A 17,254-nucleotide genomic window follows, 5' to 3' on the forward strand; every position below is an offset into this window, starting at 1 on the left:
TCAGAAAGCAAACACACCATTCTACCGCGTTAACGAGCGAGACGTGACCGTCGTTTGCACAACGGTCACGTCCTCACCCTACAAACTTTACGAACTAGCTGGGCTCGATTTCCACAAGCAGGTCTCCCGCATCCACCTGTTGCGTCGTGGGAATGGCCAAACGCTTGACCGTTCCGGCGACAGAAGTGGTGATCGCGGCTTCCATCTTCATGGCCTCGATCGAGGCAACGGCCTGGCCAGCTTCAACCTTCGCGCCCTCCTCGACCTGCAACGTGACGACTCCAGAGAAGGGTGCGGCCACGTGGCCGGGCTTCGACGCATCGGCCTTCTCCGTAGCAGTCGAGTCGACTTGGATGCTCTGATCCCGGATGAATACGGGACGCAGCTGCCCGTTGAGGGTCGCCATCACCGTACGAATACCCTTGTCGTCGGCCTCACCGATCGCTTCAAGACCGACGAAGAGTTGAACACCCTTCTCGATCTCCACCACGTGCTCTTGACCGTGCTGGATGCCGTACAGGTAATCAGTGCTGTCGAGCTGGGAAAGATCGCCATAGGTTTCGCGCGCCGTCTCAAAGATCTGAGTCGGGCCAGCGAACAGCAACCGGTTGAGGGCCGAGCGGCGTTCCTGCGGTTCACCATCGAGCGCCGCTTGATCCTCAGCGCTGATCTCTTCGACACCAATCTTGACGTTGCGCCCCTTGAGCACCTTCGTACGGAAGGGCTCGGGCCACCCACCAGGAAGCTCCCCCAACTCCCCCGCCATGAAACCGATAACGGAATCCGGGATGTCGTACTTGTCGGGATTTTCCTCGAAATCAGCCGGGTCGGCGTTGGCAGCAGCCAGAGCCAACGCCAAGTCGCCAACGACCTTAGATGACGGCGTCACCTTAGGCGGACGCCCCAGCATCTTGTTGGCCGCAGCGTAGAGGTCTTCAATCGTTTCGAACTGATCGGCGAGACCGAGCGCAATCGCCTGCTGACGCAGGTTGGAGAGCTGACCACCAGGAATCTCGTGGTGGTAGACGCGCCCTGTCGGGCCGGGAAGTCCCGACTCGAATGGCGCGTAGGTGTGACGCACGGCCTCCCAGTAGGGCTCGAGATCCGAAACAGCATCGAGCGAGATTCCGGTGTCGCGCTCGGTGTGCGCGAGCGCGGCGACCAAGGCCGACATGGACGGCTGGCTGGTCGTTCCTGCCATAGGAGCGCTAGCGACATCCACGGCATCCGCCCCGGCGCGTGATGCAGCCAAGAGCGTGGCCAGCTGGCCACCAGCGGTGTCGTGAGTGTGCACGTGGACCGGAGCGTCGAATCGTTCCCGCAACGCCGTGACGAGCTTCTCAGCGGCTTCTGCACGCAACAGGCCGGCCATGTCCTTGATCGCGAGCACGTGAGCGCCGCTTTCCATGATCTGTTCGGCAAGCTTGAGGTAGTAGTCAAGCGTGTACAGGTCTTCCTTAGGATCAAGAAGATCGCCCGTGTAGCAGAGGGCCACTTCAGCGACAGCGGTACCCGTGTTCAGAACCGCGTCGATCGCCGGACGCATCTGAGAAACATCGTTGAGCGCATCGAAGATACGGAAGATATCTACCCCGGTGTCAGCCGCTTCGCGAACGAAGGAATCCGTCACCTCAGTGGGGTACGGGGTGTAGCCAACCGTGTTGCGACCACGCAGCAGCATCTGGATCGCGACGTTAGGCAGAGCCTCACGCATCGACGCCAGTCGCTCCCACGGGTCTTCGGCCAAGAAGCGCAGTGCAACGTCGTAGGTCGCACCGCCCCAGGCCTCGACCGACAGGAGTTCAGGTGTCAGGCGCGCAACGTGCGGCATCACTGCGACCAAGTCGCGAGTGCGCACGCGAGTCGCCAAGAGGGACTGGTGAGCATCGCGGAAAGTAGTTTCTGTGACAGCAAGCGACTTCTGCTCGCGCAGTGCGGAAGCGAAACCGACCGGCCCAAGCTCAAGCAAGCGCTGACGCGAACCGGCAGGAGCGTCGACCGTGAGGTCAACCTTGGGCAGCTTCAACTGAGGCTTGATGATTCCCGCGCCATCGCCGTTGGGCTGGTTGACGGTCACATCAGCGAGCCACGTGAGGATCTTGGTTCCACGGTCCTTCGAGCGGTGCGAGTTGACGAGCCACGGACGCTCATCGATGAACGCCGTGCTGACGTCGCCCGCGATGAACTCAGGGTCGTCAAGAACGCCCTGCAAGAAGGGGATGTTTGTGGTGACACCGCGAAGACGGAACTCCGCGAGCCCGCGACGGGCGCGGCGCACCGCCGAGGCAAAGTCGCGACCACGGCAGGTCATCTTGACGAGCATGGAGTCGAAATGCGGCGAGATCTGCGAACCTGCAGAAACGGTTCCACCATCCAAACGGATGCCGGCACCACCCGGCGAACGGTACGTAGTGATCTTGCCGGTGTCGGGCCGGAACCCACTGGCGGGGTCTTCTGTCGTGATGCGACATTGCAGAGCAGCCCCGCGAAGCTGAAGCTCGTCTTGACGGAGCCCGAGCTCTTCGAGCGACTCACCATACGCAATGCGCATCTGGGACTGAACAAGGTCGACATCGGTCACTTCTTCGGTAACCGTGTGCTCGACCTGGATGCGCGGGTTCATTTCGATGAACACGTGCTCACCCTTGCGCTCCCCCGCAGTGTCGAGCAGGAACTCGACCGTTCCCGCATTCACGTAGTCGATCGACTTGGCGAAGGAGATCGCATCGCGGTACATCGCCTGGCGGGTGTTCTCGTCGAGGTTGGGCGCCGGAGCGATCTCGACAACCTTCTGGTGACGACGTTGAACCGAGCAGTCGCGCTCGAACAGGTGGATCGTTCCGCCGTGCGAGTCAGCGAGAATCTGCACCTCGATGTGACGAGGGCGAACGACCGCCTGCTCGATGAACATCGTGGGGTCGCCGAAAGCGCTATCTGCCTCGCGCATGGCCTCTTCAAGAGCGCTGCGCAGGTCTTCTCTCTTGTCGACGCGGCGCATGCCGCGACCACCACCACCGGCGACCGCCTTAGCAAACACCGGGAAGCCGATTTCGTCGGCACCAGCGATGAGCGCTTCAAGGTCAGTGCTGGCCGGAGTTGATTTGAGCACGGGAACTCCCGCCGCAATAGCGTGTTCCTTTGCCGTGACCTTGTTGCCGGCCATCTCCAACACCTTGGTGGGTGGGCCGATGAAGGTGATTCCCGCCTCCGCCGCAGCGCGAGCGAGGTCAGGGTTCTCCGAGAGGAAGCCGTAGCCGGGGTAGATCGCGTCTGCGCCCGACTCCTTCGCCACTCGGATAATCTCCGAAACATCGAGGTAGGCCCGAACAGGATGACCCTCCTCACCGATCTGATACGCCTCATCGGCCTTCAGCCGATGAACCGAATTACGGTCCTCATACGGAAAAACAGCAACGGTTCTTGCGCCGAGCTCGACCGCCGCGCGCATAGCGCGGATGGCAATTTCACCTCGGTTAGCAACGAGAATCTTCTTGAACATTCGGTCCTTCCTGACAAAAACCAAGCCTAGAGTGATTGAACTCTGGCAGTTTCCTCAAGGGTGCGCAAAAGTTGGCGGAGTTTTAGGTTTCTTAACTGTAGTGAAGGTATCGTCGTTACTCGTGCACGTACTTAGCGTTAGCTCCCTCAAGGGGGGCGTAGGAAAGACGACCGTGACGCTTGGGCTCGCTTCGGCGGCCTTCGCTCGCGGTCTTCGAACTCTCGTCGTCGACCTTGACCCCCAGTCCGATGTTTCGACCGGTATGGACATTGATGTCACCGGTCACCTCAATGTGGCTGACGTCCTTGCCTCGCCCAAGGAGAAAATCGTGCGCGCCGCGATCGCTCCGAGTGGCTGGACCAAAGGCCGCCCCGGCAAGATAGATGTACTCATCGGCTCCCCGTCGGCGATCAACTTCGACGGGCCGCACCCCAGCATTCGCGACATTTGGAAGCTTGAAGAAGCCCTCGCCAACGTTGAAGCGGATTACGACCTTGTACTGATCGACTGCGCGCCGTCGCTGAACGCCCTCACGCGAACCGCGTGGGCTGCCAGCGACCGCGTCTCGATCGTTACGGAACCCGGACTATTTTCAGTGGCCGCCGCCGACCGCGCCCTCCGCGCGATCGAAGAAATTCGCCGCGGCCTCTCCCCCCGTTTGCAGCCGCTCGGCATCATCGTGAACCGTTTGCGGTCACAGTCACTCGAACACCAGTTTCGAATCAAGGAACTTCGCGACATGTTTGGCCCGCTCGTGCTTTCACCACAGCTTCCGGAGCGTACCTCGCTTCAGCAGGCTCAGGGCGCTGCTAAGCCCCTGCACGTGTGGCCGGGCGAGAGCGCTCAAGAAATGGCGCGATACTTCGATCAGATTCTCGACCGCGTCATGCGCGCCGCGCGCATGGGCGAGTACAACAACGGCCAGTAGCTCGCCTCTATACACAAAAGACCAGCACTTCGGTGCTGGTCTTTTTTGCGTGCTGCAACTACGCAGCGAGAAAATCGTCGCTTAGGACGCGCGGGATGAACGACGTTTAGCCAGCTCATCCATGGGGTCTTCGCCCTTGATCGTATCGAGGTCAATCAGGCTGGTTTCCACTTCGCGCAGAACCTTGCCGACAGCGATGCCGAACACGCCCTGGCCGCGGCTTACGAGGTCGATAACTTCGTCGTTTGACGTGCAGAGGTAAACTCCGGCTCCGTCGCTCATGAGAGTGGTCTGAGCAAGATCATGAATGCCCGATTCGCGGAGCTGGTTGACTGCGATGCGGATTTGCTGAAGGGAGATACCCGTGTCGAGCAGTCGCTTGACCAACTTGAGCACGAGGATGTCGCGGAAGCCATACAGTCGCTGTGAGCCTGATCCGGCAGCGCCACGAACCGTGGGCTCTACAAGTTGGGTGCGAGCCCAGTAGTCGAGTTGACGGTAGCTAATGCCCGCAGCGCGAGCAGCTACAGCGCCGCGGTATCCCGACGTGTCGTCGAGGTTGGGCATTCCGTCGGTGAAGAGAAGGCCAAGGTCGTAGCGTGATTCTTCGCTACGGTTCACTTCACTCATGGCTTGGCCCCTTTAGTTCTGATTGATCAGCACGAAAACAACGAACCTTCATGTTGAAGTTGACGCTTAGTGTTTCGTGTTACCCCACGGTAGTCACGCCCGCGGCCCCGATCAACGACATTCGCAAAAACTCGGCGGCGTGTCGGAATCAGCCGGGTGAAACTGGGCTAACCTCACGGAACCGTCTTTGGCTGGCGCCAAAAAACGATCAACAGATCGACCGTACTACGAATCGAGTCTGCTGAGGGCGGATCGAATAAGACTGCTGCGAACGATCTCTAGCTGCCCGGCAATTTCGCGGGCCATCTCTGCCGCACGGGCGCGACTTGACGCATCTTTACGACGCGCGACCGGCATCAATGCACTCTCGATAAGGCCTAGCTCGCGTTCTGCGGCTGCGCGGAACCCGCGAAGGTGTCGTGGCTCAATACCGCTGCGCTGGAGCTCTACAAGCGACTTGAGCACGGCAAGAGAATCTTCACCGAATACATCAGACGCCACGATGAGCGACGACGAAATCGCGTCCCCCAGCAGCATCGGGCTCGCGCCGGCCTCGCGAATTAACTCGTCGCGGGTGAGCTTGCGCTCCGCCGAGAGCATGGAAGCCGCCGCAACCGCGCCGCCAGGAAGCTCAGGGGTACGCCCCGCATCCATCTCTTCCAAATAGCCACGAATGACTTTGAGGGGAAGATAGTGGTCACGCTGCATCGTGAGCACAAAGCGCAAGCGCTCCATGTCTGCGGACGAAAACTTGCGATAGCCCGACGCGGTACGCGCCGGAGCTACGAGCTTTCGTTCCTCGAGGAAACGCAACTTCGACGGGGTCAAATCAGGAAACTCAGGACTGAGCTTGGCAAGAACTTGGCCAATACTCAGCAGAGCGGGACCCGGAGTGGACCGCGCTTGGCGTGCGACGCTAGCCACTAATTACCCGCCGCCGGCGCGAGATCGCGCCGCGACGCGTAAAACGTGAGCTTGTACTTGCCGATCTGAACTTCAGCACGGTCGCGAAGGACCGCGGTAGTCGCGATGCGGTCGCCGCCGAGGTAGGTGCCGTTGAGCGAACCCAAGTCTTTAACATCGAAAGACATACCGTTACGCAAGAACTCGACATGACGACGCGACACCGTGACGTCATCGAGAAAAATATCTGCCTCAGGATGACGGCCCACCGTGGTGAGGTCGGCATCCAAAAGGAAACGCGCACCCACGTTGGGGCCGCGGCGAACGATCAGCAAAGCTGACCCCGAAGGCAGCGCGGCGATCGCAGACTGCTCGTCGGCCGACACATCAGCAGCCATCGCTGCGACCTGCGCCGCAAACTCGTGACTATACGTAGCTGTGGTGTCGATGCGCTCGACAATAGGCTGCGCGGACGTCTCGTTTGCCGACTGTACGTCGGCGCCGTGACCACTATTCATTGACTCAACCATCGCAAACCTCCCTGACTAACCAGCGTATCGGATCGGAGCACTCCTCAGACCCTCGGAAGACGAGAAATTCGGACGGATTGTGCAACGTAAATGAAACCTGCCCACCAATATAAGAATGCGCCCCAGAGCGCGAAAGCCCACCCGAGGGGTTCCGTGACCCCGGCAATTGCAGGAAATGCCTGCCCGAGCATCAGTATCGGCAGTGCGTAGAAGAGCGCCGCAGTGGCGACTTTGCCCAAATGGTGGACCGGAAGCGGGCCAAACCCGTAGTTGGCAGAAACGATGCCCAAGATCGCCAACATGACGTCACGCGCCACAATCACCACGACCAACCACCACGGGATAACCTGGCGAGCGGCGAGACCGATCAGCGCCGCAAAAATGAAGAGGCGATCCGCCGCCGGATCGAGCAGCTGCCCCAATCGCGTCATTTGGTTGAAACGCCGGGCGATGAAGCCATCGAGGTAGTCGCTGAGGCTGGAAAAAACCAGCACAAGCAGCGCTAATGCGTCCTGGGCAGAAATGATGAGATAGAGGAACACAGGAACGAGCCCGAGCCTGATGAAGCTCAAGATATTGGGCACAGTCCACACACGATCGCTGATCTCGGGTGAACTGCTCTTGGCCACGGCTCAAGTCTAGCGAGCATCCGCATGCAAAATGCCGAGAGCACAGCGTGGTCTCGCAGCAGCGCACGAGTATCCTCGACACCATGTCATGCATCCGGTTCAATACTCCCGCCCAACGGGCACAGATGCGAGCGATGGCGCCTTCGATGCTCAGCGCCGAAGAGGCTGCTGTGCTCCACCCCGCGCCTGAGGTCACCGACAGTAAAATTGCACGCCTGCGGCTACTCGCCGCTGACCCCAACCCCAAGATTCGCGAGAGCGCCGCGAGCAGCCACCACACCCCCGTTGACGTGTTCGAGAAGCTCGCCCGCGACAGCGACGCCGGAGTGCGAGCGTGCGTTGCCCGCAACGAACACGCCCCGTGCGATGTACTCCGGATGCTCGTCGATGACCCCTCCGAGGTCGTGCGCGGCTTTCTCGCGATCAACTTTTTTGTGCCCGACGATGCAATGAATACTCTCGCGGCGGACACTAACGCCACCGTGCAGCGCCTCGTTCAGTGGAAAACTGAACTCGCGACGGTCTAATGGCTGCGGGTACCGTTCGCGTCGACAGCTGGCTGTGGGCGGTGCGCGTCTACAAAACTCGCTCGCAAGCGACCGCTGCCTGTCGGGCCGGTCACGTGAAAATCGGCGGTTCGAGTGTTAAAGCTGCTCAGCCCGTGCGCATCGGAGATCAGGTGCGCGTTCGCATCGCCGGCTTCGACCGCATCCTTGTCGTCAAGCAGACGATCGTTAAGCGCGTCTCGGCCGTCACCGCTGCCGAAAGCTACATCGACGAAACTCCCCCTCCGCCCTCTCGCGAAGAGCGCGCCTTCGCGCCGCTCCGCGATCGCGGCGCCGGGCGGCCGACTAAGCGCGAGCGTCGCGAAATCGACAAGCTACGCGGCAGAGACAGCGCCGACGAATGGATGCCCGAGCTCTAGTTACGCTCGGGCTCGCGTCAGTCGCCGAGCGGGCCTGATTCGACGTGAACTACTTCGTCGAGCGCCTGCGCGCGCAGAGCCGCGCGCCGGGAGACGAGCCAGACTGTTGCGGCAACAGCGGCGGCGACTGCGACCGCCACGCCCAGAAAGAGCGCATTACTGATGCTCGATCCGGTCGTTGCTGCCCACGACTCTGCGCGGTACTGGAAGGTGATCGGGATTACCCCGCCGAGCGAGGCAGTGCCATCGCTCACGAGCAGAAGGATGCCAATTGCAATGGTCAGCGCGCCGGACACGATCATCGTCCACGAGTTCGACCAACCACGAATCGTGAGCGTTCGAGGCCGCAGCCAGCGACGCCCGCGCACGCCGAGCCGCTTCCAGACAGCCGCAAGGACAAGCAGCGGAACCGTCAGCCCCAGAGCATAGAGGGTGAGCATGATGGCGCCGTAGACCGCGTTTCCGCTGAGCGCCGCGACCGCGAGTACAGACCCGAGGATCGGCCCCGCGCAGACGCCAGCGACGGCGTAGACCATGCCGAGCGCGAAGACGGAAACAGCAGAGGTTCGGTCGGTTGCAGCATCCGCTCTCTCGGTTCGGGTCAGACCCGGAACCGGAATAGCAAAGAGTTGCACCGCGCCTGCAGCGATGACTATTACAGCGGCGCCCACAATCAGCGCGCCGCGGTTCTCGTTCACGAGCGAACCCAGCGTTGCCGAAAATACTCCGAGCGGAATGAGCGTCGTCACGAGCCCGGCAAAGAAGAGCGCCGTGCGAGCGAACAATGCCGAAGCAGAGCCGAAGGCGTACGCGAAGAATGCCGGCAAGAGCATCACGGAACACGGGCTCAGCAGAGCGAAAAGGCCACCAATAAACGCCCCGGCGTATCCGATATCCACTGTTACTGGTCTGCCAGTCTTAGCTGCTCGTCGATGACATCCTGGAACACCTGCAGCGGCTGCGCGCCCGCGATGGCAACATCATTGATCACAATGGACGGCACGCTCGTTACACCGATTTGTTGAGCCTCTTGCGCGTTGAGCTGCACGCGTTCGTAGAGCTGAGGGCTCACCAGATCAGCTTCGAACTTTGCCATATCAGGCACCCCGATCTCGCGGGCGTAGTCGAGAATCTTGTCGCTATCGATCTCGAGGTGCCCGGTCTCTGGCGCTGAGGCGTACACCGCCTCGTTATATTCCCAGAAGAGCCCCTGCTCTCCCGCCGCATGCGCGGCGACCGCAGCCATCACCGAGGTTTCGCCGAAAATAGGGTTGTCGCGCCACTCGATGCGGAGCTGCCCGGAATCGACGTACTCAGCGACCAGTTCAGGGAGGGTTTCTCGAGACAGAACACCGCAGAACGGGCAGCGGTAGTCCGCATATTCAATGAGAACGACGGGAGCATCGATCGCTCCGAGCGCGGTGGGATCATCGGCAACCCGTCGCGCGAGCTCGAGAGCAGGCTGCGCATCATCGCCATTCGAGACAGACGGAAGAGCCTGAGGCGATGACGAGTCGGAGTTCGACTGCGCGCCAGCGACGAAGGCAACCGCGAGCAGCCCCAGCACCACGATTCCACCCAGAAGCAAAGGAAGCTGGCGACGCGGCTTAGCTTTACGGCCTTGCAGCGGGCGCTTCGATGACGACGGGCGAGGTGTGTTCATGCTGACGATCTCCTTGGGACACTCAACTGCCCACATCCGCGACTCCACGAGAGTCACCATCCACCCTACCTATTCGGATGGATCACTAGCGCTCGCCCCATCCACCCCCGATCACACCACGCGAACGGCTGCTCATTGAGGCTTCGACGCGGCACCCGTCAGTTCTCTTTGCTCTCGCTGGTTGCAGTGCTCAGGATGCCCGCAATCTGGCCCACAGCGAGGCGCATTCCTTCTTCCATGCCCATCTCGATCATTTCCTCCAATTGCTCAAGCGACTGGAATTGCGAAAAGATCGTGAGTCGGGTGCCGGAGTCGGTCGGCTCGAAAGTCAGCCGCGCCGTCGTGACGCCGAGGTCTCCCGAGGGCTCGCCCTGGTCATCCGCGAAGCCATCTTCAATAAGGACTTGCGTCGGAGCCGCGATGGAAATGAACTTCCACCAGCCGTGAAGGCGCTCACCATCCGGACCCTGCATGTAATAGTGAGCCCGGCCGTCTGGTTCGAAGTCAAAGCGTACAAAGGTAGCGGGCCACTCGGGCGGCCCCCACCAGCGCTCCAGCTGACGCGGGTCGCTCACCAGTTGCCACGCACGTTCGGCTGACGCGGTGAACTCCGCCGTCGTGGTCATCGAGAGCGCAACTGAGTCGGTGTGGGTCGATATTTTCATGGAGTCTCCTATCGTGATGGGTCGTGGCCGCTACTCCTCGTCGAGCAGGGCTTCCATTCGCAGCACTCGCTGCGTCCAGACGTTCTCTAAACGAGCGAGCAACTCTTGCGCGCGCTGAATGGTGGGAAGATTTCCGCGCACGATTTGTTCGCGGCCCTGACGCTCTTTCGTCACCAGTCCTGCGGTGTGCAGGATTGCCACGTGTTTTTGCACCGCCGCGAAACTCATCTCGTACTTACGCGCGAGCTGCGACACAGAAACACCCTCGTTGAAAACGCGCGTCACGATGTCACGGCGCGTGGCATCCGCAAGCGCTCGAAACATTGCGTCGACTTGAGAGTCGGAAAGTTCATCTACAACCATTTGGTTGTAGATTACGGGTGCTGCGACAGCCGCGCAAGAGCCAATCGGGACCGGCGTTGTGGCGTCTACAGCTTGCGCAGCGTGAGGATCTGTTCCGCTCGCCCGAATGGCCCCTGAATATCGTGGAGCACGGTCGACGTCAGGCCGACGCCATCGGTGCCGAAACTCACCGCATTCTCGAGGCCGAGCCACTCGCCGGCGGGAAGACGGTACAAGTGGATCTGCAGGTCGACATTGGGGAAGGCATAACCGCCCTCCCCCGGCTTGACCCGCGTCGCGATTCCATTGCTTGTATCCACGAGCCCCGTGAGCCTCACGAAGTCTGAGACTGGTTCAGAAGCGAGCAGCGGAAGCGGAGTGCGCAGCCAGACCCTTCCGCGACCTGCTTCGTGCTCGGGAAGCGCCCGGGCCTCAATCGAGCGGATGTAGCCCCCGGGCCACTGTGCCAAATCGACGGGAGCGCTCGCCTGCTCGGGGCCGCGCATCCGCTCATCAACAATTGCCGCGACTTCGGCAGTATCTGACGTGTGCAATCGCCAGGCCGTAGCGCGCACGGCAACACGGCCGCCGGCGCTTAACTCTGCCTGTACAAGTTCGATGGTGCGCCCGGGCCTGAGCATCGACACGTGGATGTCGAACTCCCCATCAGGGATCAATCCCAAAATTTCGTAACTGACGCGGGCGATGCGTAGCTCTGGGCGCACCTCGAAGCCCTCCAGAGCATGCGCCAAGATTCCGGCGACGGGAGCCATGTGTTGTTCGTGGGGATTCCACGCGCCCTGCGCGTGAAGCGTCGATTCGAAACGGGTATCGCTATGGCGGAGGTAGTACGACGGAGCGGTTGAGGTCACCGCCCCAGCCTAATCAGCAGAACTACTGCCGCACAGAGCCCGCCAGCTCAGAAATATTCGACCGCGTGGTTAGAAAAGCATCGGCTGGGGCATTGCCCGCGCCGCTAACTCCGGCGGCATCTCTTCGGCGATCAACGAACGCACAGCCGACCCCGACGTGGAGCGTACTCCGGCGTGCACCCGCGGCAGGGCACGAGAACCGACAATTCCCGTGGCTGGATCAAGCGCGGTACGTTGCAACCCGTGTCGGCGAATAATTGGCTGCAACTTGGCCGCTAGCCACTTGCGGTAATCCTTCGGGGCGTAGTTTCCCGCCGAATACATCGACCGGTACTTGTCGAGAAGCTCTGGGTGCGCGCCTTCCAGCCACTGGAAGTACCACTCCTTGGTTCCGGGCTTGAGGTGCAGGGCCGAATACGTGATCGACGTTCCGCCCGCTTCTTTGACCTGCGCGACCGCGCGCTCGAGATGATCGCGCGTGTCAGTCAGGAAAGGAAGAATCGGCATGAGGAACACCGCACAGTCGAGGCCAGCGTTGCGAGCGGCGGTCACCGTGGCCAAGCGAGCCTTGGCGGTCGGAGTGCCGGGCTCGACCGACTGCTGAAGGTCGTCGTCGTAGATAGCGATCGACATGCCGAGGTCAACCGGCACATGCTCGTTTGCCTCCACCAAGAGCGGCAGGTCTCGCCGCAGCAGCGTTCCTTTCGTCAGGATGGAGAGCGGCGTGCCGGACCCGGCTAGGGCGGCGATGATGCCGGGCATCAGCCGGTAGCGACCCTCGGCACGCTGATAGGGGTCGGTATTAGTGCCTAGCGCCACCGGATGCCTGCCCCAGTTGGGCTTACTGAGCTCCTTGGCCAAAACCTCGGCCACGTTCACCTTGACGATGATCTGAGTGTCGAAGTCTTTACCCGCATCGAGATCGAGAAACTCGTGCGTGGGACGAGCGAAGCAATAGGTGCACTGGTGGAGGCAGCCACGCATGGGGTTGATCGTCCAACCGAATGGCATATCGCTCGCGGTAGGCACCTTATTGAGCGCGCTCTTAGCCAGCACCTCATAGAAGGTGACGCCGTCAAACTCGGGCGTTCGCACCGTTCGTACGAGATTGTTGAACTTGGCGAGCCCGGGCAGAGCATCCGGCGCTTCGCTGCTGACCTGCTGCCCACTCCATCGCATGAGAGCATCCGAACATATGTTCGAATCTTTCGCAAGCCGACGCGCCCATGACGTTAGGCCGCGCTGACCTCGCGAGCGAACTGCGCAATGTCTCGCACCTGAGCAGAGTCTCGAGTGAGCTTTGCGGTGGTCAGCGCTCCGTCGTAGAGGACGATCAATCGCGAGACCAAGGCATCCATCGAGTCGGCCCCGACAATCTCCGCGAGGTGAGCACGCAGCACCCGGCGATAGCGGGTAATGGAGGCCTGGACGTCTGCCATAGTCGGACATTCGATCGCCGCATTGGTGAACGGGCAACCATAGAACGTGCCGTTGTCGACTTGGTCAGCAATAGCGAGAAAAAGCAGCTCTATACGATCTGCCCTCGGAGCGCTCACATCATCGAGCTCCGTCACTCGATCGAGCCACGCATCAGCCTCCTCATCGAGATAGGCGGCAATCAGCGCTTCTTTGCTCGGAAAGTGGTGATACATGCTGCCCTTTGCCACCCCGGCCTGCGCGATCACGGTATCGATGCCCGTGGCGTTGATCCCGTGCGTGTAGAACAAGTGCGCCGCCGTGGCGAGAAGCTTCATGCGCGACGTGACGCGAATTTGAGGGGTTTCTGGAGCCATGTTGCGATTCTAGACGAACCCGTCTATATTTTTCTAGACGGAACCGTCTAGAAACGCTGGATGGCTAACCCAAGGAGTTTTCAATGTCAGATCTCAAAATCGCCGTAGTTATCCTCGAGACCCTCGAGAACAACAACGCTCGCGTGTACCGCGGCCTCAAGACCGCTCTCGAGTTCAAGGCTGCCGGTGACGATGTCGTCGTCATGTTCGACGGCTCGGGCGTCGAGACCCTCGCGAAGATCGCTGACCCCAGCAACCCCATGAACGGCCTCATTGGCGCCCTCGGCGACACCATCATCGGTGCCTGCGAATTCTGCGCAAAGTCGCACAACGTACTCGAGCCCATCCGCGATGGTGGTTTCCCGCTGCTCTCTGACAACGGCGGTGAAGCCAGCGTTCGCAAGCTCGTCGTTGCCGGCTACCAGATCATGAACTTCTAATAAGTTCTCCCCCGAGAACGGCGACGGCCCGGTCTCCCGCTACGGCAGGCGTCCGGGCCGTCGCTCATTCACAACCATGTTCTCGCGACGGGGAGACAGCTCCAGCGCTGCTAACGTCGTAGGAGTGTTCTCTAAAGTGACAGTTCCTACCACCCTGCAGACCCGCGACGGCGAAATGACTCTTCGCTACTCCGAACTCGGAGACATCGACACGATCCTGCAGCTGCTCGCGGATGACCCCGTGAGCGCTCTTCGGGGAGACACGGCTCGCCCCGAAGACCGGCCGGCGTACGAGAAGGCCTTCCACGCCATCGCTACGACACCCGCCAACGCGCTGCTGGTTGTCGTTGCACCTTCGGGCGATGTTGTCGCAACGATGCAGCTCACCGCTATCCCGGGAATGGCGCGGCGAGGATCGCACCGCCTTCAAGTCGAAGCCGTCCGCGTCGCCGCCAGCCAGCGTTCAAGCGGGATCGGCGGCGCCATGATGCGCTGGGTTATCGACACCGCGGCGCCTACGCTCGGCGCGTCCCTCGTCCAGCTCACGTCAGACGAAGCACGCACCGACGCGCACCGTTTCTACAAGAAGCTCGGCTTCGAAGCCACGCACATTGGGTACAAGTACTCGGTCAAGCTCTAGCACTTGGGTGAAGCCCTCACCGGTTCATCGAACAGCAGCCGGCTGACGTCGATAGCTTGCGCCAGCATGTTCTGCGGGCAAGCGATCGCCCCGGCCATGCAGCTTCTGACGCAGCGTTCCCGCTACATACTCCTCGGGGTATGAACCGCGAGCCCGCAGCACCGGAATCACGTGCTCGACAACATCTTCGAACGTGCCGGGCGTGATTGCGTACGCGAGATTGAACCCGTCGACGTCGGTTTCTGCCACCCAGGACTCCAGCTCAGCCGCAATTTCTTCACCCGAGCCAATGATGAACGGACCAAGGCCGCCAATAGCTCCGAGACGAGCAATATCGCGAACTTTCCACTCGCTGCCATCGCTGTTCGCCTTCTGAAAATTCGCGACTGTCGACTGGATCGCGTTGCTCTTCACGTTGCCGATCGGCTCGTCGAGGTCGTACTGCGAGAGGTCGATTCCCATCCATCCCGACATAAAGACGAGTGCTCCTTCTTCGCTTGCGTAGCTCAGATAGTCGGCGTACTTGGCGTGGGCCTTCTCCGAGGTCTCGTCGGTGATGATCGTCAGTAGCGTATAAATCCGTGCTGAGTAGCGGTCACGGCCCGCTTCTTCGAGAGCGTCCCGAATGCGACTCACCGTCTCCTTGAGACCAGCTTTGGTCGAGGCTGCAACAAAGATTGCCTCGGCGTTGCCCGCGGCGAACTGGATCCCGCGGGGCGATGCCCCAGCTTGATAGATCACCGGCGTGCGTTGAACCGAAGGTTCAGCCAGATGGATGCCGGGCACCGAGAAGTGTTTGCCGCTGTGCTCGATATCGTGAACTTTGCTGGGGTCCGTGAAAACGCCGGATTCCCGGTCGCGGATCACCGCATCGTCTTCCCAGGAGCCCTCCCACAGCTTGTAGAGCACCTCGAGGTATTCGTCCGCATGGTCATAGCGATCGTCGTGCTCGAGCTGATCGTCATTGCCCATGTTTCGCGCGGCCGAGGGCAGGTACCCCGTCACGACGTTCCAGCCGATGCGCCCTTTGGTGAGGTGATCGAGCGTCGACATCCGTCGCGCGAAGGGATACGGATGCTCGTACGCGGTGCCGGCTGTAATTCCGAAGCCCAAATTTTCGGTGACGTGTGCCATCGCCGACACGAGCAACAGCGGATCGTTCACGGGAACTTGAGCACCGTGGCGAATCGCTGCTTCGTTCGAGCCGGCGTAGACGTCATAGGTGCCGAGGACATCCGCAATGAAAATGCCGTCGAAGGTTCCCTTTTCAAGCAACTGCGCGAGCTCCGTCCAGTAATCGAGGTCTTTGTACCGCCACGACTGGTCGTCAGGGTGGCGCCACATTCCTGAGGATTGGTGAGCGACGCAGTTCATATCGAAGGCATTGAAACGGATTTGTCTAGGCATGCCCTCATCGTGCTCCCGGCGCCGAGATTGCGCATCTGCGGGCGAAACAAAGACGCAACAGTGGGACATATAAAGAAATATTCTCGTTTCGCGGCACGAGCGGGTGCACGCTAGTTCGCATCCCCGAACCATTGGATGGACGAATGCACACGACAACCCCCACGGCGCCTCGTACCGCCGAGCGCGCCCACATCACCGACGACGAGGCACTGCTCACTAGCGATCTGAGCGCGGCCGAATTTGCGGCAGCGTTTCGCCGATATCCGGGTGGCGTTGCGGTCGTGACTGCCGATTCTGCGCTCGGGCCGGTCGCCCTGACGGTGACGTCGATTGTGTCGGTGAGCGCGGATCCGCCGCTCTTTGCCTTCTCTATTGGTCACCAGGCGTCGACTGCGACGGGGATACGGAATGCCGACTCCTACGTCGTGCATTTTCTCGGCAGCGAACAATTGCCGATCGCCGAGCTGTGCGCGACCAGTGGCGTCGATCGATTCGCCGACAGTTCACTGTGGTCGCGGCTACCGACGGGCGAACCGTACTTTCCGAGCGCGCCGGTTCGCATCGTCGGACAGCGGGTCGATCAACTCGACACAGCATCAGCCTCGTTGATTCTGGTTCTCGCGAAGGAGTCTCATATAGGCACCGAGACGGATGCTGGCCCCCCGCTGGTGTATCACGACCGTGGCTGGCACGAGCTCAGCTCGCAGTCGCAGCTGGGGCGCCGCTAGCTACAGGCTCGGGCTCGGGCTCGGGGAAGTTTCGGCGCTCTGGGCTGAACCCATAGCCTGCGTCGAATCGGTAGCCTCGTCATCGTCCCAACTTTCGACGAGCGTGATGCGGCCGCGAGATTCCTTCACCGCGAGCACCAGCGCGATGATGCCGGTCGCTATTCCGATGACTCCCAGTGGGTTCGCGATACCGATGGCGATACCGAGTGCAGGTTCGTTCGGCCCGCTCACGATCGTTTGCAGACCCTCTGGCGTGGCATCCGGAATGGTGAGGCCCAACAAGAAAGCACAGATGCCCGAGGAAATGAGCATCGCGTGCGTGATGGGGCGGGTGCCGAAGCCACGCAGATCGGTGCGGCGCATGGCACGGCCAACGAGCACCAAGAGGATAGCGAAAGCAATGCCGAGAGTTGTCGCGTAGATGACCGTGAGATCGCCGCCGAGGCCAAAGAGATGACGCCCGAACGAGACCCAGCCTGCCACTGCGATGCCGGCGATGATCGCGATGACTCCGGTGCGGCCTGAGCCCGGCTCACCCGGAGTCTCTCGAACTCGAATAGCGCTATATGTCATGTGCGATCTCCACTCTCACAGTGTGAAGTTCCATCGTACTGACGATTCTGACCGCCGCTCTGCTCGTGCAGGCTCTGCGAACTAGTC

At 61.0% G+C, this 17,254-nt stretch carries 20 protein-coding genes; 6 read left to right on the forward strand and 14 right to left on the reverse strand.

Annotation, left to right across the window (positions count from 1 at the left end):
- Nucleotides 1-94: 94 nt before the first annotated feature.
- Nucleotides 95-3,499, reverse strand: a complete 3,405-nt coding sequence (locus tag I6E58_RS09100; RefSeq protein ID WP_197132460.1) for a pyruvate carboxylase — start codon at nt 3,497-3,499, stop codon at nt 95-97.
- 121 nt (nt 3,500-3,620) lie between these two features.
- Between I6E58_RS09100 and I6E58_RS09105 the strand changes: the two genes are divergently transcribed.
- Complete coding sequence (locus I6E58_RS09105) at nt 3,621-4,427, forward strand: ParA family protein (RefSeq protein WP_129073456.1); 807 nt, start codon at nt 3,621-3,623, stop codon at nt 4,425-4,427.
- An 81-nt stretch (nt 4,428-4,508) separates the two neighbouring features.
- On the opposite strand, the gene I6E58_RS09110 is transcribed toward I6E58_RS09105, so the two are convergent.
- The 4 genes from I6E58_RS09110 to I6E58_RS09125 all read right to left on the reverse strand — a co-directional run bounded on the left by I6E58_RS09110 (nt 4,509) and on the right by I6E58_RS09125 (nt 7,119).
- The gene (locus I6E58_RS09110) at nt 4,509-5,057 is read right to left on the reverse strand and encodes a MerR family transcriptional regulator (protein WP_129071292.1); all 549 of its coding nucleotides are present in this window, start codon (nt 5,055-5,057) and stop codon (nt 4,509-4,511) included.
- Between the two features lie 225 nt (nt 5,058-5,282).
- Nucleotides 5,283-5,981: a MerR family transcriptional regulator gene (locus I6E58_RS09115; protein ID WP_129071291.1), complete on the reverse strand. Its 699-nt coding sequence runs from the start codon at nt 5,979-5,981 to the stop codon at nt 5,283-5,285.
- Nucleotides 5,981-6,490, reverse strand: a complete 510-nt coding sequence (locus tag I6E58_RS09120; RefSeq protein ID WP_231595194.1) for an FHA domain-containing protein — start codon at nt 6,488-6,490, stop codon at nt 5,981-5,983. The genes I6E58_RS09115 and I6E58_RS09120 overlap by 1 nt, the downstream gene beginning before the upstream one ends.
- Nucleotides 6,491-6,534: 44 nt before the next feature.
- A complete protein-coding gene (locus I6E58_RS09125) occupies nt 6,535-7,119 on the reverse strand; it encodes a CDP-alcohol phosphatidyltransferase family protein (RefSeq protein WP_197132463.1) in 585 nt (194 codons plus the stop codon).
- A gap of 83 nt (nt 7,120-7,202) precedes the next feature.
- Between I6E58_RS09125 and I6E58_RS09130 the strand changes: the two genes are divergently transcribed.
- Both I6E58_RS09130 and I6E58_RS09135 read left to right on the forward strand, forming a co-directional pair.
- A complete protein-coding gene (locus tag I6E58_RS09130; RefSeq protein WP_129073455.1) occupies nt 7,203-7,646 on the forward strand; it encodes a HEAT repeat domain-containing protein in 444 nt (147 codons plus the stop codon).
- Nucleotides 7,646-8,044 carry an RNA-binding S4 domain-containing protein gene (locus tag I6E58_RS09135; protein ID WP_197132466.1) on the forward strand — a complete coding sequence of 133 codons (399 nt, stop codon included), beginning with the start codon at nt 7,646-7,648 and terminating at the stop codon, nt 8,042-8,044. The genes I6E58_RS09130 and I6E58_RS09135 overlap by 1 nt, the downstream gene beginning before the upstream one ends.
- Before the next feature lie 17 nt (nt 8,045-8,061).
- Here the strand turns inward: I6E58_RS09135 and I6E58_RS09140 are convergent, their stop codons facing one another.
- The 7 genes from I6E58_RS09140 to I6E58_RS09170 form a co-directional block, all read right to left on the reverse strand.
- Nucleotides 8,062-8,943 (reverse strand): cytochrome c biogenesis CcdA family protein, encoded by an 882-nt coding sequence (locus I6E58_RS09140; RefSeq protein WP_197132469.1) that lies wholly within the window; start codon nt 8,941-8,943, stop codon nt 8,062-8,064.
- A gap of 2 nt (nt 8,944-8,945) precedes the next feature.
- Nucleotides 8,946-9,707, reverse strand: a complete 762-nt coding sequence (locus tag I6E58_RS09145) for a thioredoxin domain-containing protein (RefSeq protein ID WP_197132472.1) — start codon at nt 9,705-9,707, stop codon at nt 8,946-8,948.
- Between the two features lie 158 nt (nt 9,708-9,865).
- Entirely contained in the window at nt 9,866-10,372 is a 507-nt protein-coding gene (locus I6E58_RS09150) for an SRPBCC domain-containing protein (protein WP_197132475.1), read from the reverse strand.
- 30 nt (nt 10,373-10,402) lie between these two features.
- Nucleotides 10,403-10,735 carry a helix-turn-helix transcriptional regulator gene (locus I6E58_RS09155; RefSeq protein ID WP_197132478.1) on the reverse strand — a complete coding sequence of 111 codons (333 nt, stop codon included), beginning with the start codon at nt 10,733-10,735 and terminating at the stop codon, nt 10,403-10,405.
- A 65-nt stretch (nt 10,736-10,800) separates the two neighbouring features.
- Nucleotides 10,801-11,586 carry a thioesterase family protein gene (locus tag I6E58_RS09160; RefSeq protein WP_197132481.1) on the reverse strand — a complete coding sequence of 262 codons (786 nt, stop codon included), beginning with the start codon at nt 11,584-11,586 and terminating at the stop codon, nt 10,801-10,803.
- A gap of 69 nt (nt 11,587-11,655) precedes the next feature.
- On the reverse strand, nt 11,656-12,765 hold the full coding sequence (locus I6E58_RS09165; protein WP_197132483.1) for an Rv2578c family radical SAM protein: 1,110 nt from the start codon (nt 12,763-12,765) through the stop codon (nt 11,656-11,658).
- Nucleotides 12,766-12,818: 53 nt separating this feature from the next.
- Nucleotides 12,819-13,379: a TetR/AcrR family transcriptional regulator gene (locus tag I6E58_RS09170; RefSeq protein ID WP_197132486.1), complete on the reverse strand. Its 561-nt coding sequence runs from the start codon at nt 13,377-13,379 to the stop codon at nt 12,819-12,821.
- Nucleotides 13,380-13,462: 83 nt separating this feature from the next.
- Between I6E58_RS09170 and I6E58_RS09175 the strand changes: the two genes are divergently transcribed.
- Both I6E58_RS09175 and I6E58_RS09180 read left to right on the forward strand, forming a co-directional pair.
- A complete protein-coding gene (locus tag I6E58_RS09175) occupies nt 13,463-13,819 on the forward strand; it encodes a DsrE family protein (protein WP_129071281.1) in 357 nt (118 codons plus the stop codon).
- 175 nt (nt 13,820-13,994) lie between these two features.
- Nucleotides 13,995-14,459, forward strand: a complete 465-nt coding sequence (locus I6E58_RS09180) for a GNAT family N-acetyltransferase (protein ID WP_197132986.1) — start codon at nt 13,995-13,997, stop codon at nt 14,457-14,459.
- A 24-nt stretch (nt 14,460-14,483) separates the two neighbouring features.
- On the opposite strand, the gene I6E58_RS09185 is transcribed toward I6E58_RS09180, so the two are convergent.
- Nucleotides 14,484-15,866: an LLM class flavin-dependent oxidoreductase gene (locus I6E58_RS09185; RefSeq protein WP_197132488.1), complete on the reverse strand. Its 1,383-nt coding sequence runs from the start codon at nt 15,864-15,866 to the stop codon at nt 14,484-14,486.
- A 143-nt stretch (nt 15,867-16,009) separates the two neighbouring features.
- Between I6E58_RS09185 and I6E58_RS09190 the strand changes: the two genes are divergently transcribed.
- The gene (locus I6E58_RS09190) at nt 16,010-16,594 is read left to right on the forward strand and encodes a flavin reductase family protein (protein WP_197132490.1); all 585 of its coding nucleotides are present in this window, start codon (nt 16,010-16,012) and stop codon (nt 16,592-16,594) included.
- Here the strand turns inward: I6E58_RS09190 and I6E58_RS09195 are convergent, their stop codons facing one another.
- Nucleotides 16,595-17,167 carry a hypothetical protein gene (locus I6E58_RS09195; RefSeq protein WP_197132492.1) on the reverse strand — a complete coding sequence of 191 codons (573 nt, stop codon included), beginning with the start codon at nt 17,165-17,167 and terminating at the stop codon, nt 16,595-16,597.
- Nucleotides 17,168-17,254: the final 87 nt, after the last annotated feature.

It is taken from the genome of Salinibacterium sp. SWN1162, assembly GCF_015864675.1.
Classification (GTDB): domain Bacteria; phylum Actinomycetota; class Actinomycetes; order Actinomycetales; family Microbacteriaceae; genus Rhodoglobus.

Coding starts and splice junctions, on each gene's coding strand:
- I6E58_RS09150 (WP_197132475.1), bottom strand. CDS start 10,372: ATGAAAATATCGACCCACACCGACTCAGTTGCGCTCTCGATGACCACG.
- I6E58_RS09100 (WP_197132460.1), bottom strand. CDS start 3,499: ATGTTCAAGAAGATTCTCGTTGCTAACCGAGGTGAAATTGCCATCCGC.
- I6E58_RS09155 (WP_197132478.1), bottom strand. CDS start 10,735: ATGGTTGTAGATGAACTTTCCGACTCTCAAGTCGACGCAATGTTTCGA.
- I6E58_RS09175 (WP_129071281.1), top strand. CDS start 13,463: ATGTCAGATCTCAAAATCGCCGTAGTTATCCTCGAGACCCTCGAGAAC.
- I6E58_RS09110 (WP_129071292.1), bottom strand. CDS start 5,057: ATGAGTGAAGTGAACCGTAGCGAAGAATCACGCTACGACCTTGGCCTT.
- I6E58_RS09185 (WP_197132488.1), bottom strand. CDS start 15,866: ATGCCTAGACAAATCCGTTTCAATGCCTTCGATATGAACTGCGTCGCT.
- I6E58_RS09180 (WP_197132986.1), top strand. CDS start 13,995: ATGACTCTTCGCTACTCCGAACTCGGAGACATCGACACGATCCTGCAG.
- I6E58_RS09145 (WP_197132472.1), bottom strand. CDS start 9,707: ATGAACACACCTCGCCCGTCGTCATCGAAGCGCCCGCTGCAAGGCCGT.
- I6E58_RS09195 (WP_197132492.1), bottom strand. CDS start 17,167: ATGACATATAGCGCTATTCGAGTTCGAGAGACTCCGGGTGAGCCGGGC.
- I6E58_RS09165 (WP_197132483.1), bottom strand. CDS start 12,765: ATGCGATGGAGTGGGCAGCAGGTCAGCAGCGAAGCGCCGGATGCTCTG.
- I6E58_RS09190 (WP_197132490.1), top strand. CDS start 16,010: ATGCACACGACAACCCCCACGGCGCCTCGTACCGCCGAGCGCGCCCAC.
- I6E58_RS09170 (WP_197132486.1), bottom strand. CDS start 13,379: ATGGCTCCAGAAACCCCTCAAATTCGCGTCACGTCGCGCATGAAGCTT.
- I6E58_RS09120 (WP_231595194.1), bottom strand. CDS start 6,490: ATGGTTGAGTCAATGAATAGTGGTCACGGCGCCGACGTACAGTCGGCA.
- I6E58_RS09130 (WP_129073455.1), top strand. CDS start 7,203: ATGTCATGCATCCGGTTCAATACTCCCGCCCAACGGGCACAGATGCGA.
- I6E58_RS09135 (WP_197132466.1), top strand. CDS start 7,646: ATGGCTGCGGGTACCGTTCGCGTCGACAGCTGGCTGTGGGCGGTGCGC.